Raw genomic sequence first — 16,549 nt, 5'->3', positions numbered from 1 at the left:
TCTCCCTTAGTTAAAAATGATGATTCCTTTCTTAATTTATTAAATAAAAAATGTTTCAACGCTTAATAGACAGTGTAAGTAATGACATTGTTCCATATTTACAAAAAAATTAATTTACGCTTAAGTTGCATTTGAAGAGAGAAGTTTGTAAGATTCAAAAGAAAAACCGATGAAAAGTATACCTTTCATCGGTTAACGAGATGCATACGGGAATATGATTCTAACTTTTGTTCCCTTACCTACCTCAGATTCTAGCTCAATCTTATGATTTAATTTTTCACATACTTCTTTAACAAGATATAATCCCATTCCCGTAGACTCTTTAAATTTCCTACCATTTTCTCCAGTATAAAATGGATTGAAAACACGTGGTAAATCAGCAGTAGGAATACCACCCCCATAATCTTTTATTTCCAAAATAATTGCTCGTCCTTTTGAACACGCCGATACTAATACTTTTTCTTTCTTACTTGATGAATATTTAATTGCATTTGACAGTACTTGATTGAGTATAAATCAAAACCATTTCTTATCTGTTTCTACAATAAGATTCGGCTCTACTTTTACCTCTGGATACACATAACTACGTATAAATAGATGTTTATTTTCATGAATAGCAGAATCAATCATTCCAAATAACTGCAATCTGTCCACATGAAAATCCTGTTCAAATGTTTCTAAACGAGCAACATATAAGACCATTTCTAATCCTTTTTTGATTTTTTTTGATTCTTTTCGTTTCTTCATTATTTATTTTTTCTTTAAAAGAGTTGCTCCTGCAATCCCTGGGTGTGTCATTTCGAATGGATCTAGAATTAACTCTAAGTCTTCTTGTGACAATACACCATTTTTCACACAAAGTTCTCGAACGGATTGACCTGTTGCAATTGCTTCTTTCGCAACACGAGCTGCTGCTTCATAACCGATATGAGGGTTCACGGCTGTAATAATTCCTACACTTTTCTCAACGTACTCTTTTAAACGATCTTCATTCGCTTCAATTCCTTTTAAGCAATTATCTGTAAAGGCACGGAAACCGTTATTCATAATGCTAATAGATTGAAGTAAGTTGAAAACAAGTACTGGTTCCATAACATTTAATTCTAATTGTCCTGCTTCTGAAGCAAGGCAAATTGTATGATCGTTACCAATAACTTGGAACGCAATTTGGTTAATAACTTCTGGCATAACAGGGTTTACTTTCCCTGGCATAATAGAAGAACCTGGTTGACGAGCTGGTAACATAATTTCTGCTAAACCAACACGTGGACCTGATGCCATTAAGCGAAGGTCATTCGCAATTTTAGACATGTTCATCATACATACTTTTAGTGCTGCTGATACTTCTGTGTATGCATCCGTATTTTGCGTTGCATCTACTAAGTCTTCTGCACCAACAAGCGGTAATTCACTAATTGTAGCAAGATGTTTTACAACTGCTTCAATATACTCTGGATCTGCATTTAGGCCTGTACCAACTGCAGTTGCCCCCATATTTACTTCATATAAATGTTGACGTGATTGCTTAATACGTTTCATATCACGTTCAAGTACGCGAGAATACGCTTTAAACTCTTGTCCAAGACGAATTGGTACAGCATCTTGTAAATGCGTACGACCCATTTTAATAACATGGTCGAATTGTTCTGCTTTTAATTCAAATACATCATGCATATAACCCATCGTTTGTAATAAGCCTTCTAATGCATTTAATGTCGCGATATGAATCGCCGTTGGGAATGCATCGTTTGTTGATTGTGCCATATTCACATGGCTATTTGGACTAATATAATGATAGTCTCCCTTTTCCATTCCTAATAATTCAAGAGCACGATTGGCAATGACTTCATTTGCATTCATGTTCATTGAAGTACCTGCACCGCCCTGAATTGGGTCGACGATGAAATGATCGTGCCATTTTCCATCTAGAATTTCTTGAGCAGCTTCTGCGATCGCGCCGCCTTTATTCAATTCCAATCTACCTACATCTGTATTTGCAAGCGCTGCTGCTTTTTTTACAATTGCGAATGCTCTAATTAAACTTTCATGAATTTTGTACCCTGTAATCGGGAAATTTTCAACAGCGCGTAAAGTTTGAATTCCGTAATATGCCTTAATGGGTAATTCCTTTGCTCCCAAAAAATCCTTCTCCACTCGCATGTTCTTGTTTGTTATTGACATTTTAATTTCTCCCCCATATTAAATGTAAAACCTAAATAAATCATATGAAGTTATTACCAATCCTTATCAGATTTTATTGTTAAATCGTAGGCTAAAGGCTCTTCAATAATTTTTTTAATCTCTTCTAATTTATTAGTTTTTCCAAGCGTCCACATCAACTTTGCTATGATGGCTTCCGTATTCATATCTCCAGATAATATTACTTGATGTTGCGCCACTTTCCGTCCTACTTCATAGAGAAGTATGTCTTCTCCTTCTTCCAGGCATTGAGTAGTAATCACTACAGCAATCCCCATTTCAGTCAACTCTTGAATTTTCGAAAGCAAGTTCCTTCCTTCAAAAGGTAATCCACCGTTACCAAAACTTTCAATAATAATCCCTTTATACAAATATTTTAAACAATCAAATATCTCTAACTTTGTACCTGGATACAATTTCATAAGAAAAACGTCCGTACATAAATTAGTATCTATTGAAAGTTCATTATGTGAGGAAGTTGGCTTCCAATGATATTTCACTTCATCTTCATTTACCTCAGCAACATATGGATAATTCACACTTTCAAATGCATCATAACTTTTTGTTCGCATTTTTACTGCTCTCGTTCCAATAATCACCCTACTATCAAAAACAATAAACACACCGCCAACATCCTCACAGGCAAATCTAAGAGCATCAGCTACATTTTTCTTTGCATCTGTCTTTTTAAAACTAATAGGTACTTGTGAGCCTGTTAAAACAACTGGTTTTCTTAAACCTTGAAGCATATAAGATAACGCAGAAGATGTATAAGCTAACGTATCCGTTCCATGTGTAATCACAAACCCGTCATAGTCATCATAGTGATTAAAAACAGCATTAGCTATTTCTTTCCAATGCTCAGGTTGCATATTGGTACTATCAATATTCATTAAGATTTTGCAATCTATTTCTAAGTTTCGGGATGACCTCGAAAAATAATTCAATAATTCCTCAGCGGACAATCCTGGAACAAGCCCTTCATTCCCCTCCACAGATGCAATTGTCCCACCAGTTGCAAGTAATAAAATTCTCTTCATACACAACCCCTCCATAAAATAAACAACGATATATCGTTCGCGAAATGCGTATTTATACTTATCATTATAGAACTTAATTTGAATTAATCAAGTTTTCGTATTCAATACGCGTACTTTTTTTCTGTTCTTGATTCTTTTTCTATGTTATAATTAATTTAATAAAATTAGATGGGGTATGAGACGAATGCTGGAACGTTTATCTGAATTAAGAAAAAATCAAAGATGGTCCTTACAAGAGACAGCAGATCGACTTGGGATTGCGAAAAGCACCTATGCTGGTTATGAAAATGGTTATAGATTACCTTCATTACAATCTTTATCTAAAATAGCAGATTTATTTGATACGTCTGTAGATTATATATTAGGTCGAATTGAACATTCACATCAAAACAAAGATGTAATTGATATTACAAGACTCCTAAACGATCCAGATTCAACACTTTTAATAGATGGAGAAGTACTTTCAACAGAAGAGATAATTGATTTTATTGCTTTTGTGAGAAGTAAACGAGAACTAAGTTCCAAGAGAATAGAAAATATTGAATCAACATTTGAAAATTGATTAAATAAAGAACGAAGACACTGCACTCTTTAAACTTAGAAATACTTAGATAATTAATTTGTAAACGGTTTATATAGGATTAGCTTGGGGAATATTATTAATCCGAATTCATTTTATCAACTTCATATTTATAAATTACATTTTATTATTTTACATATGAAAAATATTCTTCCCCAAAAACTTCCATGCCAAGAAAAATCGCGGAACTACACTGATTGATCTAGTACTTCTCTCCATGCAGTTCATGCTGGCAGCACGTGCACATATGTATAATCCAAATCCAATCAGAGGACATGACAAGGAAAATAGCAATGCATTCTTTCGTTTGGAAAAAGAGCGCTATGCATCAGTTCTACTTCTATCTTTTGATATAGTAGCCGACGAAGGATATGCTTCATATCTTCTCCCTGTTGATAGAATTGCAAAATGGAAATAGTATAAAATTTATATTAAGGATTAAAGGAGACAGAATAGCATGGAAATAATCGCAGCTCTTTTAGTAGGAATCGTAGCATTAGAGCATTTATTTATCATGATTCTCGAAATGTTTTTTATTAATTCAAAAGTAGCACAACGCGCTTTCAAATTGCCGAAGCATTTAGAAGGAGATCGAAACGTAGCCATTATGTTTGCAAATCAAGGTTTATATAATGGGTTCTTAGCAGCTGGCCTCATTTGGGGACTTATACTTGGAAACAATCCCATTGGTTATATGATTCAATTATTTTTCATCATTTGTGTGGTGGTAGCAGCTATTTTCGGAGGTTTCACATCCAATAAATCAATTATCGTGAAACAAGGACTCCCCGCTATTTTAGCGCTGCTTGCCCTTTTATCTGTCATATAGAACCAAAGCTTTTCAATAAAAGAACTCATTTTTGAAAAAATCGCTATTCTTTCTGTAGATTCATAGGAAAGGATGGCGTTTTTGTATGTCTATTTCTGTATCGAAAGAATTTGAAAGTATAACAGATTTCAAACAAGAACTAGCAAAGTATATAGAGTGCTATAAGCATGAAAGAATCAAGGGAAAATTAAAAGGTATGAACCCAGCATTGTACTAGGCTCATATCCCAGAGGCTATCTAATAAACCGACTCCTCTAACTTTCGGGGGCACAGTCTAGTTGAAGTGCTAAAAGCAACGAATTTACTATTTTAAATTTAAGTGTTTAACCTTGAAGTACTTAAATTCTTTTTTCCAGATAAAGCATACATTATATCTTGATGTTTTATTGTCCTCTTATAATTATGTGGTATCGGGAATTTATTTTGGCGTTCTTTCATTATAATTAAAGTTTGAAGTTCTATGCTCAATACTTTTGCGAGAACATGATAGTTATATCCATTGTTTAACAGAGAAATTATGTCATAAAACATAGTTTTTCCACCCACTAATTTTACTAATCTATTCTTTAACTCATCCCTTTTTTCTTTAGCTTCATCAATTTCTAACAACATAGATTTTTTATTTGTTTGCTTAATATATTGATTATATAACTCTGGGAATTCTTTTTGGACTTCTTTGTTTAATACTGGTTTATATTTAATCATATACGTAACTTGTAACAATGAGCGTTTTAACAAACTATCTTCAATGAGATACGCTACTTTATTAAATAAATGTACATATTCCTTAATATTGGAATAACTATTAAAATGAGCTAACACTCTACTTTTTATACTAAAAGCCTTGCCTACATAAATAATATTGTCATTATAATCTTTAATGAAATAAATACCACTGTCAGATTTTTTCAATTCATTATCCAGTTCTTCTAGACTCATAAAATGCAATTCACTCATACTTCTCCCTCTCCTTAGCAGTTTTAAATCGTAAAAAACAAGCAAGGTTTCTAAAAAAGTACTTAGCTGCCCTAGCATCTCTTATTTTATCTCTTGCTAAATTTCAAAAAACTGTTTCTATGTTACTCAACTATCAATATGATTATTAATAAAATTTTCGATCGTTATTATCTCGCAATTTTATCATGTAATTTCGAGATCGTTTCCTCATTTAAATTACTGTGTTTTATTGAGTAAAGGAAATATATTACTACCCCAATAGTAATCCAAATACTAAAGTACACCCATGTCCTTAACGGTAAATTTAGCATTAAAAACACACAACATACAATTGAAACGCTTGGTAATACAGGTACAAAAGGTACCATAAATCCACGTTTTAAATTTGGGTGTGATTTACGGAGGATAATAACTGATAGACAAACTAACGCAAACGTCACCAAACTACCGATATTAACTAAATTAACTAATTCTTTCAAGTCAATAAACCCAGCTATTATAGAGCTCCCTATTCCTGCCAATCCAGTGATAAAAGTGGGTGCTCCAGTTTTCTTATTAACTTTCGCAAATGATTTCGGTAACAATCCATCACGACTCATTGCAAAGAATACTCGTGTTGCCGCATACATATTGGAAAAAATAACAGCCATAAGGCCAATTACAGCACCTGCAGCAATTGCACCAGCGACTTTTCCTTGTCCTACAACTTCCATTACATAAGCCATCGCCTCAGGAACATTTAATTCTTTATAGGAAACCATTCCTGTCATAACAAGACATACCATAACATAAATAATTGTACATATGATTAATGATGCGATAATACCGATGGGAAGATTACGTTTCGGATCTTTTACTTCTTCTGCTGAAGTTGCTAATATATCAAAACCCGTAAAAGCGAATAAAATAGCTGCTCCACCCGTAAAAACTCCACTTAAGCCGTATGGTGCAATTGGTACCCAGTTCATTGGTTTTACATAGAATATACCAACTGTAATAAACAACAAAATCATTCCAATTTTAATCAATACCATTGTATTATTGATTCGTTTACTTTCCCTCGTACCACGGGATAACATCCATGCTAATATCAATGTAATGATTACTGCTGGTAGATTCACAATACCACCATGCGAAGGAATCGTTACTAGAGCTTTAGGTATCTCTAATCCAAATCCTTTTATTAAATTGTGGAAATAGCCTGTCCATCCAGCAGCGACAGCCGCTGTTGCCACAATATATATTAACAGTAAAGACCAACCTACTAGATGAGCAACAAACTCACCAATTGTTGCATATGAGTACGTATATACACTACCAGATGCCGGGAGCGCAGAAGAAATTTCTGCGTAACATAATGCTATAAATCCACATATAATTGCTGCAAGTACAAATGAAAAGATAACTGCTGGACCAGCATCTCTTGCTGCTACTAATCCAGTTAACACAAGAACCCCCGTTCCAATTATCGAGCCTACCCCTAACATAATTAAATCAAATGCTCCTAATGTTTTCGTTAAGGTCTTGCTTTGATTATGCTCTAACAATTGTGTAACGGATTTCTTTTTTAGTAAATTACTCATATTTTCTGTATCCCCTTTAAAATAAGGTTTGTTCTTCTCGTTAGTGTTGTATATAAATTTACTTAGTTATTAACTAGCCTCATAATATTTCTTTTACATTAAATAGATTTGAAATATTATATAAATTCGCTTCTCACTTACTAGTTAAACTAGACATTTCCATAGATTTTTGCGTACAACGTTTCATAGCTGAAATGATAGCTGTTCTTAAACCTTTTTCTTCTAGCGTTACTACAGCTTCTATCGTCGTTCCACCTGGAGAACAAACCATATCCTTCAATTCACCTGGATGTATTCCTGTTTCCAATACCATTTTTGCAGAACCTAATACAGCCTGAGCCGCAAATTTATAAGCTTGTTTTCTCGGCATACCGCCAAGTACAGCAGCATCTGCCATGGCTTCTATAAACATATACACATATGCTGGAGAAGAACCACTAATAGATGTAACAACATCCATTAGTTTTTCATTTACGACCTCCGTCTGGCCGAAAATATTAAATATGTTCAGTACCTCTTTTATATCTTTTTCTGTAACCATTTCATTAAAACATAACGCAGACATTCCTTCTCCAACAAGTGCCGGTGTATTAGGCATTACTCTAACAACTTTTAACTTTCTACCAAATTCATTCTCAGTGCTCTTAATACTTTTTCCTGCAGCAATAGTTACAACGATTACATCATTTTTTATTTGATCTTTTATTTGGTTAATTACTGATGAGTATAAATCTGGTTTGATTGATAAAATTAAAATGTCAGCACTGTTAGCGACTTCATTGTTGTTAGTAGTTATAGTTATGCCATATTCATTACTAGCATTTTTTAAATTAATGACGTTTAAATCTGAACAAATTATTTGATCTGGAGGAACTATATTTTTTTTAATCATCCCACCTATCATAGCAATACCCATGTTTCCACATCCGATGAATCCTATTTGTTTATTCATAATAATTTGCTCTTGCTCCTTCTACTCTAAGTTTTATTAATTTTGAAATTATTATTCTAAATAAGGGCTATTACAATTACTGGGTTTATCAATAGAATTTAAACATTCTCCTTCCTATTTAAAGCTTACATATACCTCTAATAACTTCTTTGCTTTCGCTGAATTTTGAGGTGGGGGTTTTACTGCCCGGCAAATAGCGGGATAAAATCATTTCTTTAATCTATAATAAGAAGGACATAAAAAAACAAAAAGTTACAAAAATTTTTAAATTAAAATTTTTGTAACTTTTTGTTTTTGTGTAAATATAAGGTCAATTGAGACGTCTCACCGTTTTAAACTTGATGCTCCATAATCTTGTATAGTTACATTTATATGATATTTAATCGGTACCTTACTAAATGTTTGATCCCAATCTTTTTTGACTTTCTCCCATGTTCTCGGGTGTTTAATTCTTAATTGGTTGCCAAAACCCGCAATATCGACTTGATATTCTTTTTGTATTTTTTTTGTAACATGATGTACTAAGTGCTTTACTTCTTTTTCAATAGCTTTTTCTTCTCTTTTTAAAAATTCATTTTCAAAATCCTTTCCTGATTGCATCCAATTTTCAGACAAACGCCCTTCTGATTCAATGTTTACATCAAAGGAAATATTATTTCCTTTAACATGTGGTATGATTTTGCTTTTTATTGACTTTATTTCGTATATAATGAGTTTCTTTGATTCTTTATCAAAAGTTTTTACCACACCACCATTCCTTTTTCCGTTTATCCATACTACTCCTTCCAATTCCTGCTCATTTAAAAAGCCCATCAACTTTTTTGTTTTCCCTTTAATTACAGCAGCTCCTGCAAATTTTGTTTCCCCATTTATCGAGATTACATTTTGCAAAAGAAAACTGGAACCTGACCGCATCTTTCCTTCCAATTTAGCGAGCGATACAGGAGGTAAAATCCTTGTTGTTCTATTTCGATTATCTGCAATTCCAGACAAACGAAATGCTGGGATTTCTCCTTTTTTGTTTGATTCCAGTACCTCCTTCGCTAGACCCTTGCTAATTAAGATCATACAGCTAAGCCGAACTTCATTGTCGCGGAGATACTGTTCAAGTAATTGTTCTAAACTGTATGTACGTACAAGACTATCACTAATAACAATGTTTTTTAAATGTGGGCTGAACATTGCGCTCTCTCTTTTCAATGAAAACTCACGAACAATTTGATGAATGGAATCACCGGTCTCAGAAACATTTATATAACGTTTTTGTTGTCCGTTTCCTTTACTTTGTGCTTGCGAACTGACAATTTGATAAGTTGCTTTTATAAGATTTCTTTTAGGATAACCTCCTTCCTCATCCTCTTTCTCAATTGTTGAATCCTTCCCTTTATCTAGTGCTATACCTGCAGTTAAGCTCAACTCTTCTACTTCTTTACTGCTCCAACATCCTGTTAAAAATAGAAGCAAAAGCGTCCATAACAAAGCCAAATAGAGCCGCATATAATAAAATTTATTTTTCACACTACTCCTCCTTTTAATCGCGTAATAATAAGAAGAAGCAGTGGCAGTAAAGCAAACAAAAATAAAGCAGCATTACCGAGCATATCCCCCAATTTAAGCAAATCATTTATATTTTTCGAAGTCATAGCAATGATGTAAATGATTGGAATCAAAGCAAAAATAAACGGATGAATACTCTTTTTAAAGAGTTGCGCTAATCCTAATGCAGCTGCATAGTAACTAATCGTATAGGTAGCAAATATTTGCATAATCCATATTACAAGCAGTAAAGATTCAAAACGTTCAAATATCAAACCAGAAATTTCAAAACTGCGCATAAGGTCAATTGTCGGCCATGTTCTTGTTACAACCCCATCAATTGATAATGCACCAATGACCATTACAACAGTTATTACATAAAAGATTAACGGAATAGAAATTCCAACTAAAATAGCTTTTACTGCTTTCTTTCGTTGTTCCATAAATACCAAAAGAATTAACATAATTTCAGGACCTGTATATGCGAGAGACGTTGTTTTTATCCCATCTAGCACTGGTTTAATTCCCAAACCTAATACGGGACGGAGATTATCTATCTCGAATATTCCGATACTCATAAAGGAAATGATTAAAAAAATAAAAACAGTAATAGGAAATATTATTTCAAACATCCGTGCAATTGAATTAATACCACCCATAATCAAATAGAGACCTATCCACATAAAAGGCATAACAATAGCCCATGTAGGAGTTCCTTCTAGCAAAAAAAAGCTTATTACTTCTGCCATTGAACGAATTTGAAATGCTGAAGTTGTAAGAAAATACCCTATAATAAGAAAACTAAGCAATCTGCCTATCCATTTCCCTACAATATCTTGACTGTATTGGTAAAATGTTTTTTCTGGAAACTGCTGACTTAATTTGACCATAATTACTCCTGAAACCATTGCGAGTATCCCACCTAATATCACACTTAACCATACATCTGGTGTTTTCACTTTTTCCACAGATGCTCTGGGCAAAGTGAGAATTCCTGTCCCAAGTATGTAATTTACAATAATAACAACTGCTTGTGAAGTTGTTATTCGGTCTTTAGGTATAGTAATCACTGAAGGCCACTTCCTTTCGTCATCAGCTACCTTTTGCGGATAGTTTTTTTGGTATGCATTATTTTCGGTCGACGTCTCATTATTTTTAATGGCATGCGAACCATAAAATCTTTCCAGTCACTGAATCGATATGGAACAGCAGGGCTAGTATAAGGAACGCCAAAACTTTTCAGTTTCACTAAATGACTGCAAAGTAAAAGAAAGAAGAGAATAACTCCATACAATCCAAATATCGCAGCACAAAACATAGCTACAAAACGAAGAATGCGTAACGTAATTCCCACACTATATTGCGGAATAGTAAAAGAAGAAATAGCTGTTACCGCAACAACGATAACCATTATTGGACTAACAATTCCTGCTTCTACGGCAGCCTGACCAATTATTAAACCGCCCACAATTCCCATTGCAGGTCCAATCGGTTTAGGCAGACGTAAACCTGCTTCTCGCAAAACTTCGATAGCTACTTCCATAATTAACGCTTCTATTAAAGCGGGAAAAGGAACTCCTTCTCGCGATCCGAGAATAGAAATAGCGAGCTTAGTGGGAATTAATCCTGGATGAAATGAAATGAAAGAAATATACAATGCTGGAGCAAATAATGAAACAAAAGCTGTCATGAAGCGTAATAAGCGGAGAAGCGTACCAGGAAGCCACCTTTCATAATAATCTTCTGGTGATTGCAGCAGCATACTAAATGTAACTGGAGCAATTAAAACAAATGGTGTTCCATCTAACAAAATAGCTACTCGACCTTCCATCAAAGCACTAATAACACGATCAGGTCGTTCTGTATTTTGAATCTGCGGAAAAGGACTGAGATAATTATCTTCAATAAGTTGCTCTATATAACCAGATTCGAGTACACTGTCTATGTCAATTTTCTGAATTCTATTTTTTATTTCTTCCACCAATTCTGTACTAGCAAGATCGTTAATAAATGCGACAACTAACTCTTTCTTTGCACGTTCTCCTACTGGTAGCTTTACTAATGATAAGCTCTCATCCGCACAATGTCGTCGCAAAAGTGAGGTATTATCACTTAATACTTCAGTAAAACCGACCCGTGGCCCTCTGACTAATGCCTCCGATACTGGTTCTTCAATGTTTCGTTTATTTGCTTTTGTTGTACCAAGAATAAACACATCTGCTAAACCATCAATTAAAAGAGCTGTTGAACCTATCAATACTTTGGGTATTAAATCTTTTATGTAATGGACTTCTGCTACTTCACTAATTGTAAGAACTTTATTTTTAATATATTCTTTTGAAACAGTCCCCTCCACATAAGAAGATTCATTTTTATATTCATCAGAAAAATCATCCATTAGTAATTTCATAATATGTTTGTCAATTATCTCTTTATCTGATAGACCATCAACAAAAACGATCCCAGCCTGAATATCTGTGCGTCCAATATTAAACTTCCGAAAGCGAACATCAGAATTATGTCCGATTTGTTGCTTTATAAGTTCTAAGTTAGAGGCAAAATCATTTGTGAAATGAACGATTGTATTTTGAGAAGGTTTATATTCTTGTTTCGTTTTACTTTGAATATTATTTTTTTTCACTTGTTTGTCTCTTGACTTCCACCAACTCATTCTTCCCACTCTTTCTCTGACATACGAACCCAATGAAAAAATCTTGAGATAGTATACGGAATTAAAAACAAGATAAAAGCTTGTACAAAGACTTTCCAATCTGGAAGATAAGAAGTAATTATGTTCCACATTTTTATCACCCAATTTATATACTCTGCTAGGATTGAGATTTCTAAAAAACGATATGTACTTAATAAAAAATAACGATAAGATTAAAGAGCAGAAAAGCGAGACATTATGCTTATTTAGTACCAATAACCAGTTAGTATAAAAACATTTCTGACCTAAAATACCATTTCCAATTATAATTTGTTAGATATTATCTCCTTTTCCCTTATTTATATGCCCACATTTGAATTTTAAATAATATAAGGATCGATGATATTTCCTCTTAAAGAAAAAAAGATGCTAGAAGATAGCATCTTTTTTAAATTCAACTTATTATGTATTTATATTTTATTTTGAAAATACTCGTTTTTTTTAATGAATATTAATGTTTAAAAAATAAAAAATACATATTCTTTTGTTCTAAGTTCATACACTTCTACCGAATCGATACGGAATTTTCTGACTTTAAAACCAATATGAAATAAAGGAAAGTCCTCTCTTAGAAAAACTATATAAAACAAATAACATGAAAACAATTATCAATCTATCAATTGAAAATAATAATTAGCAAAAGTTTATCATCTTAACTCCAAGTGTATTCGTTTTGCTTCAAAATAAAGAACTTGAATAAATTTTTTCGTATCGATACGAGCAGGTAATGTTGGTTCATTATTCAATTCTGTCATCTTTCTCCTTACGGTAGTAAAATCAAAAAATCTAGAAGCATAATTTTCGAACTTCGGGTTTAAAAAATCAGTAAGTCCAAGGGATGCTAAATGGTTTAATGATTGATAAATAGCTCTCCGAATCCTTTGTTTGGAAGCTTCTATGAACCTTTTTAATTCGGCATCTTCAGCTGAATCCCCAAGTTTTTTTTGAGCCAAATTCATAAAAATCTCTTTTAGTGAGGGAAAGCCTTGTTCCAACGTGTTATCTTGTTCATATTTATATAAATAATCCAGCATATCCATTAAATCTTTACTTCCACTTTCACTGGCTATTCCTAATTCAGACAAAAGAAAATGAATGGAATTTTGAAAATGATTGAAAGTATTTAAATGTTTTTCATTACGGTATTTTTCTTGCACACTTGAATTACTATCCAATTTTAGGACCATATTAAGCGATTCTTGAATGTTTTTTATCGATTTTTCCAAACGAATTCGTTCAATGACTTTCCGAACAACTGTTAATACTTCAATCCGGTTAATCGGCTTAATAATATAGTATTCAACACCAAGCGAATAAGCTTCAGCAATTAATTCTTTTGATTCTACTTGAGAGACCATGATGATTTTCCCTTTAAACGAAGGTTTTATTTGACGAATTGTTTTTATTCCATCTTGAATCGGCATTAACAAATCGATAAATAAAATGTCTATATTTTTAAGGATTACCATTTGTTGCTCTAAAGATAAACCATCCTCAGCTTCTCCTATAACCTCTCCAAGATCTTCATCCTCGATAATTTGAGCCAACATTGAGCGAACCGCTTTTTCATCATCTACTATATAAAAATACATAGAATCACCCTTTCGAAATTATATGATCAATCCCTAATCTAATTATAAAAATTGATCCTTTTCCTTCGGTTCTGTCCTCAAGCGTAACATCACCTTCAAGTTGTTCGACCATTTCTTTAACATACGATAATCCGATACCTGTCGATGGGTTGCCTAAATCATCATATTTAGAAGTAAACCCAGGCTCAAAAATTGAATCTTTATATTTTGAAGAAATACCGGGACCATTATCGCCTATTTGAAATTCAACAAAATGGTGGTCTTTATTAATGTCAATTGTGATGGTTCCCATACCTTGGATAGCTTCTACAGCGTTTGTAACGATATTATTTATAATAGATAAGATTGTGTAAATATGATAATGAGGATGCACACCCTCAATTTTATACACAAATTGGATGTCTTTCTCTAGCAACCGTGCATATTTCGTATTTGCCCGCATAATGATATTTACTAGTTCATGTACAGACATATAATCTGTAAAACTTTCATCAGAAATTAGTTTTGAAAGTCCCGCAAAAATACGTTGGTTATCCTTTTTAACGTCATGGACCTCACCAGCAATTTGTAATGCCTGTTGCCTTAAATCCCCAAACTGAAAATCCATCTGTTTGTGCTCAAAAGAGTCTAAGGTTTTATATAAATCATAGGATTTTTTTGTTATATTCTCAGCATCTTGTAAGGTTTTTTTTAAATGAACAGCATCTTCATATAAATTAGAGATGAGCATGAGCATGTGTTCATTTTGTTTCTTTATGTGTCTCTCCCTTGATTGCGCTTCATACAATTTCATCATATTGAAAAAGCTTAGAACTATAAAACTATGGGAACATGCGATAACAATGATCTCATTTATTGCCTCGGATGTGATTGATGTTTTTAATACGAAATATTGAACCATTAATTCCACACAGTCTGACAGTATTTCAATCATGCAACCAATAAAACCAATCATTAGTGGTTGATGATAAAAACGTTTGATTTTTGCTAAATGAAAAAGATACGAATAAGTAAAATAAAAGAAAAAACTAGGATAGTGAGTATGAAAAGCGGCTAGCCAATCCATATTTTCCTTTATAATGACATCCATTGAGATACGAAATACTACCACGACTATTGCTGTTAAAAAACCCGGTAAAAATGCTGGAACTCGTCGAAATAACAACAAAAAAAAGAAAAATGTTGGTGCACCAAAGCTCATTCTAAATGTTTCATTTAAGGGAAATGACTTTATTTCACCTACTAAGGGTACTGTAAGTATCATTAAAACGAGAATATAGATGTCTTTCTTTACTAAATTACTAAGATTCAAAATAATCACTTCTCACTTTCGCCTAACAGTCAGTATACAAACCTATTTGTATTAATACAATACTTACTCTATTTTTTTCAAGAACTGATAAATAAGATATAAACGAAAGCATTATAGATTGTGAGTATTCATTACACTCTTCTACTTTAGAAAGATACTTTAGAACTCAAAAATGTTCAGACACAATATAAGGTCTGAACACTTTTGGACTCGCTCTAACACCAAAATATCTGTGCTCCTTTTTAAAATATACTTAAATCCCATTCTTTTGCAATATGTTCTAACAACATAATTCCTGGTAAACTATTCCCATATTCATCAATGGCTGGTCCGTAAATACCAATACCACATCCATCTTGGAACGATAAATCCTTCCTAGATTTTGAGGGAACAAGTGTCATAATTCCACCGGATACCCCACTCTTAGCTGGTAATCCAATGAAAGCAGCAAATTTTCCAGAAGCATTGTACATTCCACAAGTAAGCATTAAAGCTTTTGTTAACCTAGCTACTTCTTTAGGGAGTACTTGTTCTTTGCGAATAGGATGATATCCATCATGTGCTAGTATAAGCCCTATTAAGGCAATATCTTCTGTATTTATTTCAATCGAACATTGTTTTAGGTAAACCTCTAGTGTCTCCTCCACATCTGATTCTAGAAAACCATTCTCCTTTAAATAGTATGCTAATGCTCTATTACGATGAGCTGTTTCCCATTCTGATTGAAATACTATTTCATTAATAGCGGGACGCTTCTCTATCATTTTTTCAATTAATACGTATAGAGATTCTAATTTTTCTTGCACCGATGTCCCTGGCAAAAGTGAAGCTATCGTAATTGCTCCAGCATTAATCATAGGATTAAAAGGTTTTCCTGGTTTATGTATCTCTAAACGAATAATTGAATTAAAGGCATCTCCAGTTGGCTCTACGTCAACTCGTTCTAATACATAAGAAATACCGCGACTTAAACAAGCAGCTATAAAACCGATTACTTTTGATATACTTTGTAATGTGAAAGGTATCTCCCAATCTCCTGATTTTATCATTGTTCCATCTGGCTTTACTATACAAATACCTAACTGCGATACATTTATTTCCCCCAAAGCGGGAATATAACTGGCGCTTCGTCCCTTAGCTGCATACGTTCGATAATGAGCTACCCATTGATCTAAGCAAACTTTTTCTTGACCCTCAACTTGAACGCTAGAATCCTTTATCATTTAATAATATTCCCCCGTACTATTAACTTTATATAG

At 33.3% G+C, this 16,549-nt stretch carries 13 protein-coding genes and 3 pseudogenes; 4 read left to right on the top strand and 12 right to left on the bottom strand.

Annotated elements, in window-relative coordinates:
- Window positions 1–192: 192 nt before the first annotated feature.
- The 3 genes and pseudogenes from JDS98_RS00325 to ansA all read right to left on the bottom strand — a co-directional run.
- Window positions 193–735: pseudogene (locus tag JDS98_RS00325) on the bottom strand (ATP-binding protein); the annotation flags it as partial.
- Window positions 736–750: 15 nt separating this feature from the next.
- The gene (gene aspA / locus JDS98_RS00320; RefSeq protein WP_000028978.1) at window positions 751–2,181 is read right to left on the bottom strand and encodes an aspartate ammonia-lyase; all 1,431 of its coding nucleotides are present in this window, start codon (window positions 2,179–2,181) and stop codon (window positions 751–753) included.
- Between the two features lie 53 nt (window positions 2,182–2,234).
- Window positions 2,235–3,239, bottom strand: a complete 1,005-nt coding sequence (ansA, locus tag JDS98_RS00315) for an asparaginase (RefSeq protein ID WP_097959941.1) — start codon at window positions 3,237–3,239, stop codon at window positions 2,235–2,237.
- A 184-nt stretch (window positions 3,240–3,423) separates the two neighbouring features.
- Here ansA and ansR point away from each other — a divergent pair, with 184 nt between their 5' ends.
- From ansR to JDS98_RS00300, 4 genes and pseudogenes are all read left to right on the top strand, one after another.
- Window positions 3,424–3,801 carry an HTH-type transcriptional regulator AnsR gene (gene ansR / locus JDS98_RS00310; protein WP_000893561.1) on the top strand — a complete coding sequence of 126 codons (378 nt, stop codon included), beginning with the start codon at window positions 3,424–3,426 and terminating at the stop codon, window positions 3,799–3,801.
- A gap of 187 nt (window positions 3,802–3,988) precedes the next feature.
- Window positions 3,989–4,237 (top strand): annotated as a pseudogene (locus JDS98_RS30530) (nitroreductase family protein); the annotation flags it as partial.
- 39 nt (window positions 4,238–4,276) lie between these two features.
- Window positions 4,277–4,648, top strand: a complete 372-nt coding sequence (locus tag JDS98_RS00305; protein WP_000402496.1) for a DUF1304 domain-containing protein — start codon at window positions 4,277–4,279, stop codon at window positions 4,646–4,648.
- 103 nt (window positions 4,649–4,751) lie between these two features.
- Window positions 4,752–4,865 (top strand): annotated as a pseudogene (locus JDS98_RS00300) (IS3 family transposase); the annotation flags it as partial.
- A gap of 98 nt (window positions 4,866–4,963) precedes the next feature.
- On the opposite strand, the gene JDS98_RS00295 reads toward JDS98_RS00300, so the two are convergent.
- From JDS98_RS00295 to glsA, 9 genes are all read right to left on the bottom strand, one after another.
- Window positions 4,964–5,605, bottom strand: a complete 642-nt coding sequence (locus JDS98_RS00295; RefSeq protein ID WP_199633416.1) for a nucleotide excision repair endonuclease — start codon at window positions 5,603–5,605, stop codon at window positions 4,964–4,966.
- Window positions 5,606–5,772: 167 nt separating this feature from the next.
- Window positions 5,773–7,188: an amino acid permease gene (locus tag JDS98_RS00290; RefSeq protein WP_097959939.1), complete on the bottom strand. Its 1,416-nt coding sequence runs from the start codon at window positions 7,186–7,188 to the stop codon at window positions 5,773–5,775.
- Between the two features lie 133 nt (window positions 7,189–7,321).
- On the bottom strand, window positions 7,322–8,140 hold the full coding sequence (gene proC, locus JDS98_RS00285) for a pyrroline-5-carboxylate reductase (RefSeq protein WP_199633415.1): 819 nt from the start codon (window positions 8,138–8,140) through the stop codon (window positions 7,322–7,324).
- Window positions 8,141–8,464: 324 nt separating this feature from the next.
- On the bottom strand, window positions 8,465–9,658 hold the full coding sequence (locus JDS98_RS00280) for a Ger(x)C family spore germination protein (RefSeq protein ID WP_097959938.1): 1,194 nt from the start codon (window positions 9,656–9,658) through the stop codon (window positions 8,465–8,467).
- A complete protein-coding gene (locus JDS98_RS00275; RefSeq protein ID WP_098711705.1) occupies window positions 9,655–10,746 on the bottom strand; it encodes a spore germination protein in 1,092 nt (363 codons plus the stop codon). The genes JDS98_RS00280 and JDS98_RS00275 overlap by 4 nt, the downstream gene beginning before the upstream one ends.
- A 26-nt stretch (window positions 10,747–10,772) precedes the next feature.
- Entirely contained in the window at window positions 10,773–12,347 is a 1,575-nt protein-coding gene (locus JDS98_RS00270; protein ID WP_106081067.1) for a spore germination protein, read from the bottom strand.
- 686 nt (window positions 12,348–13,033) lie between these two features.
- Window positions 13,034–13,978, bottom strand: coding sequence for a response regulator (locus JDS98_RS00265; RefSeq protein ID WP_000274083.1), 945 nt, complete (start codon window positions 13,976–13,978; stop codon window positions 13,034–13,036).
- Window positions 13,979–13,982: 4 nt separating this feature from the next.
- Complete coding sequence (locus JDS98_RS00260; protein WP_097959721.1) at window positions 13,983–15,299, bottom strand: sensor histidine kinase; 1,317 nt, start codon at window positions 15,297–15,299, stop codon at window positions 13,983–13,985.
- 233 nt (window positions 15,300–15,532) lie between these two features.
- The gene (gene glsA / locus JDS98_RS00255; protein ID WP_000588656.1) at window positions 15,533–16,513 is read right to left on the bottom strand and encodes a glutaminase GlsA; all 981 of its coding nucleotides are present in this window, start codon (window positions 16,511–16,513) and stop codon (window positions 15,533–15,535) included.
- Between the last annotated feature and the right edge of the window lie 36 nt (window positions 16,514–16,549).

It is taken from the genome of Bacillus cereus group sp. N11 (assembly GCF_016483605.1).
Taxonomy (GTDB): Bacteria; Bacillota; Bacilli; order Bacillales; family Bacillaceae_G; genus Bacillus_A; species Bacillus_A toyonensis.
This window is presented reverse-complemented; position numbering and strand designations above follow the sequence as displayed.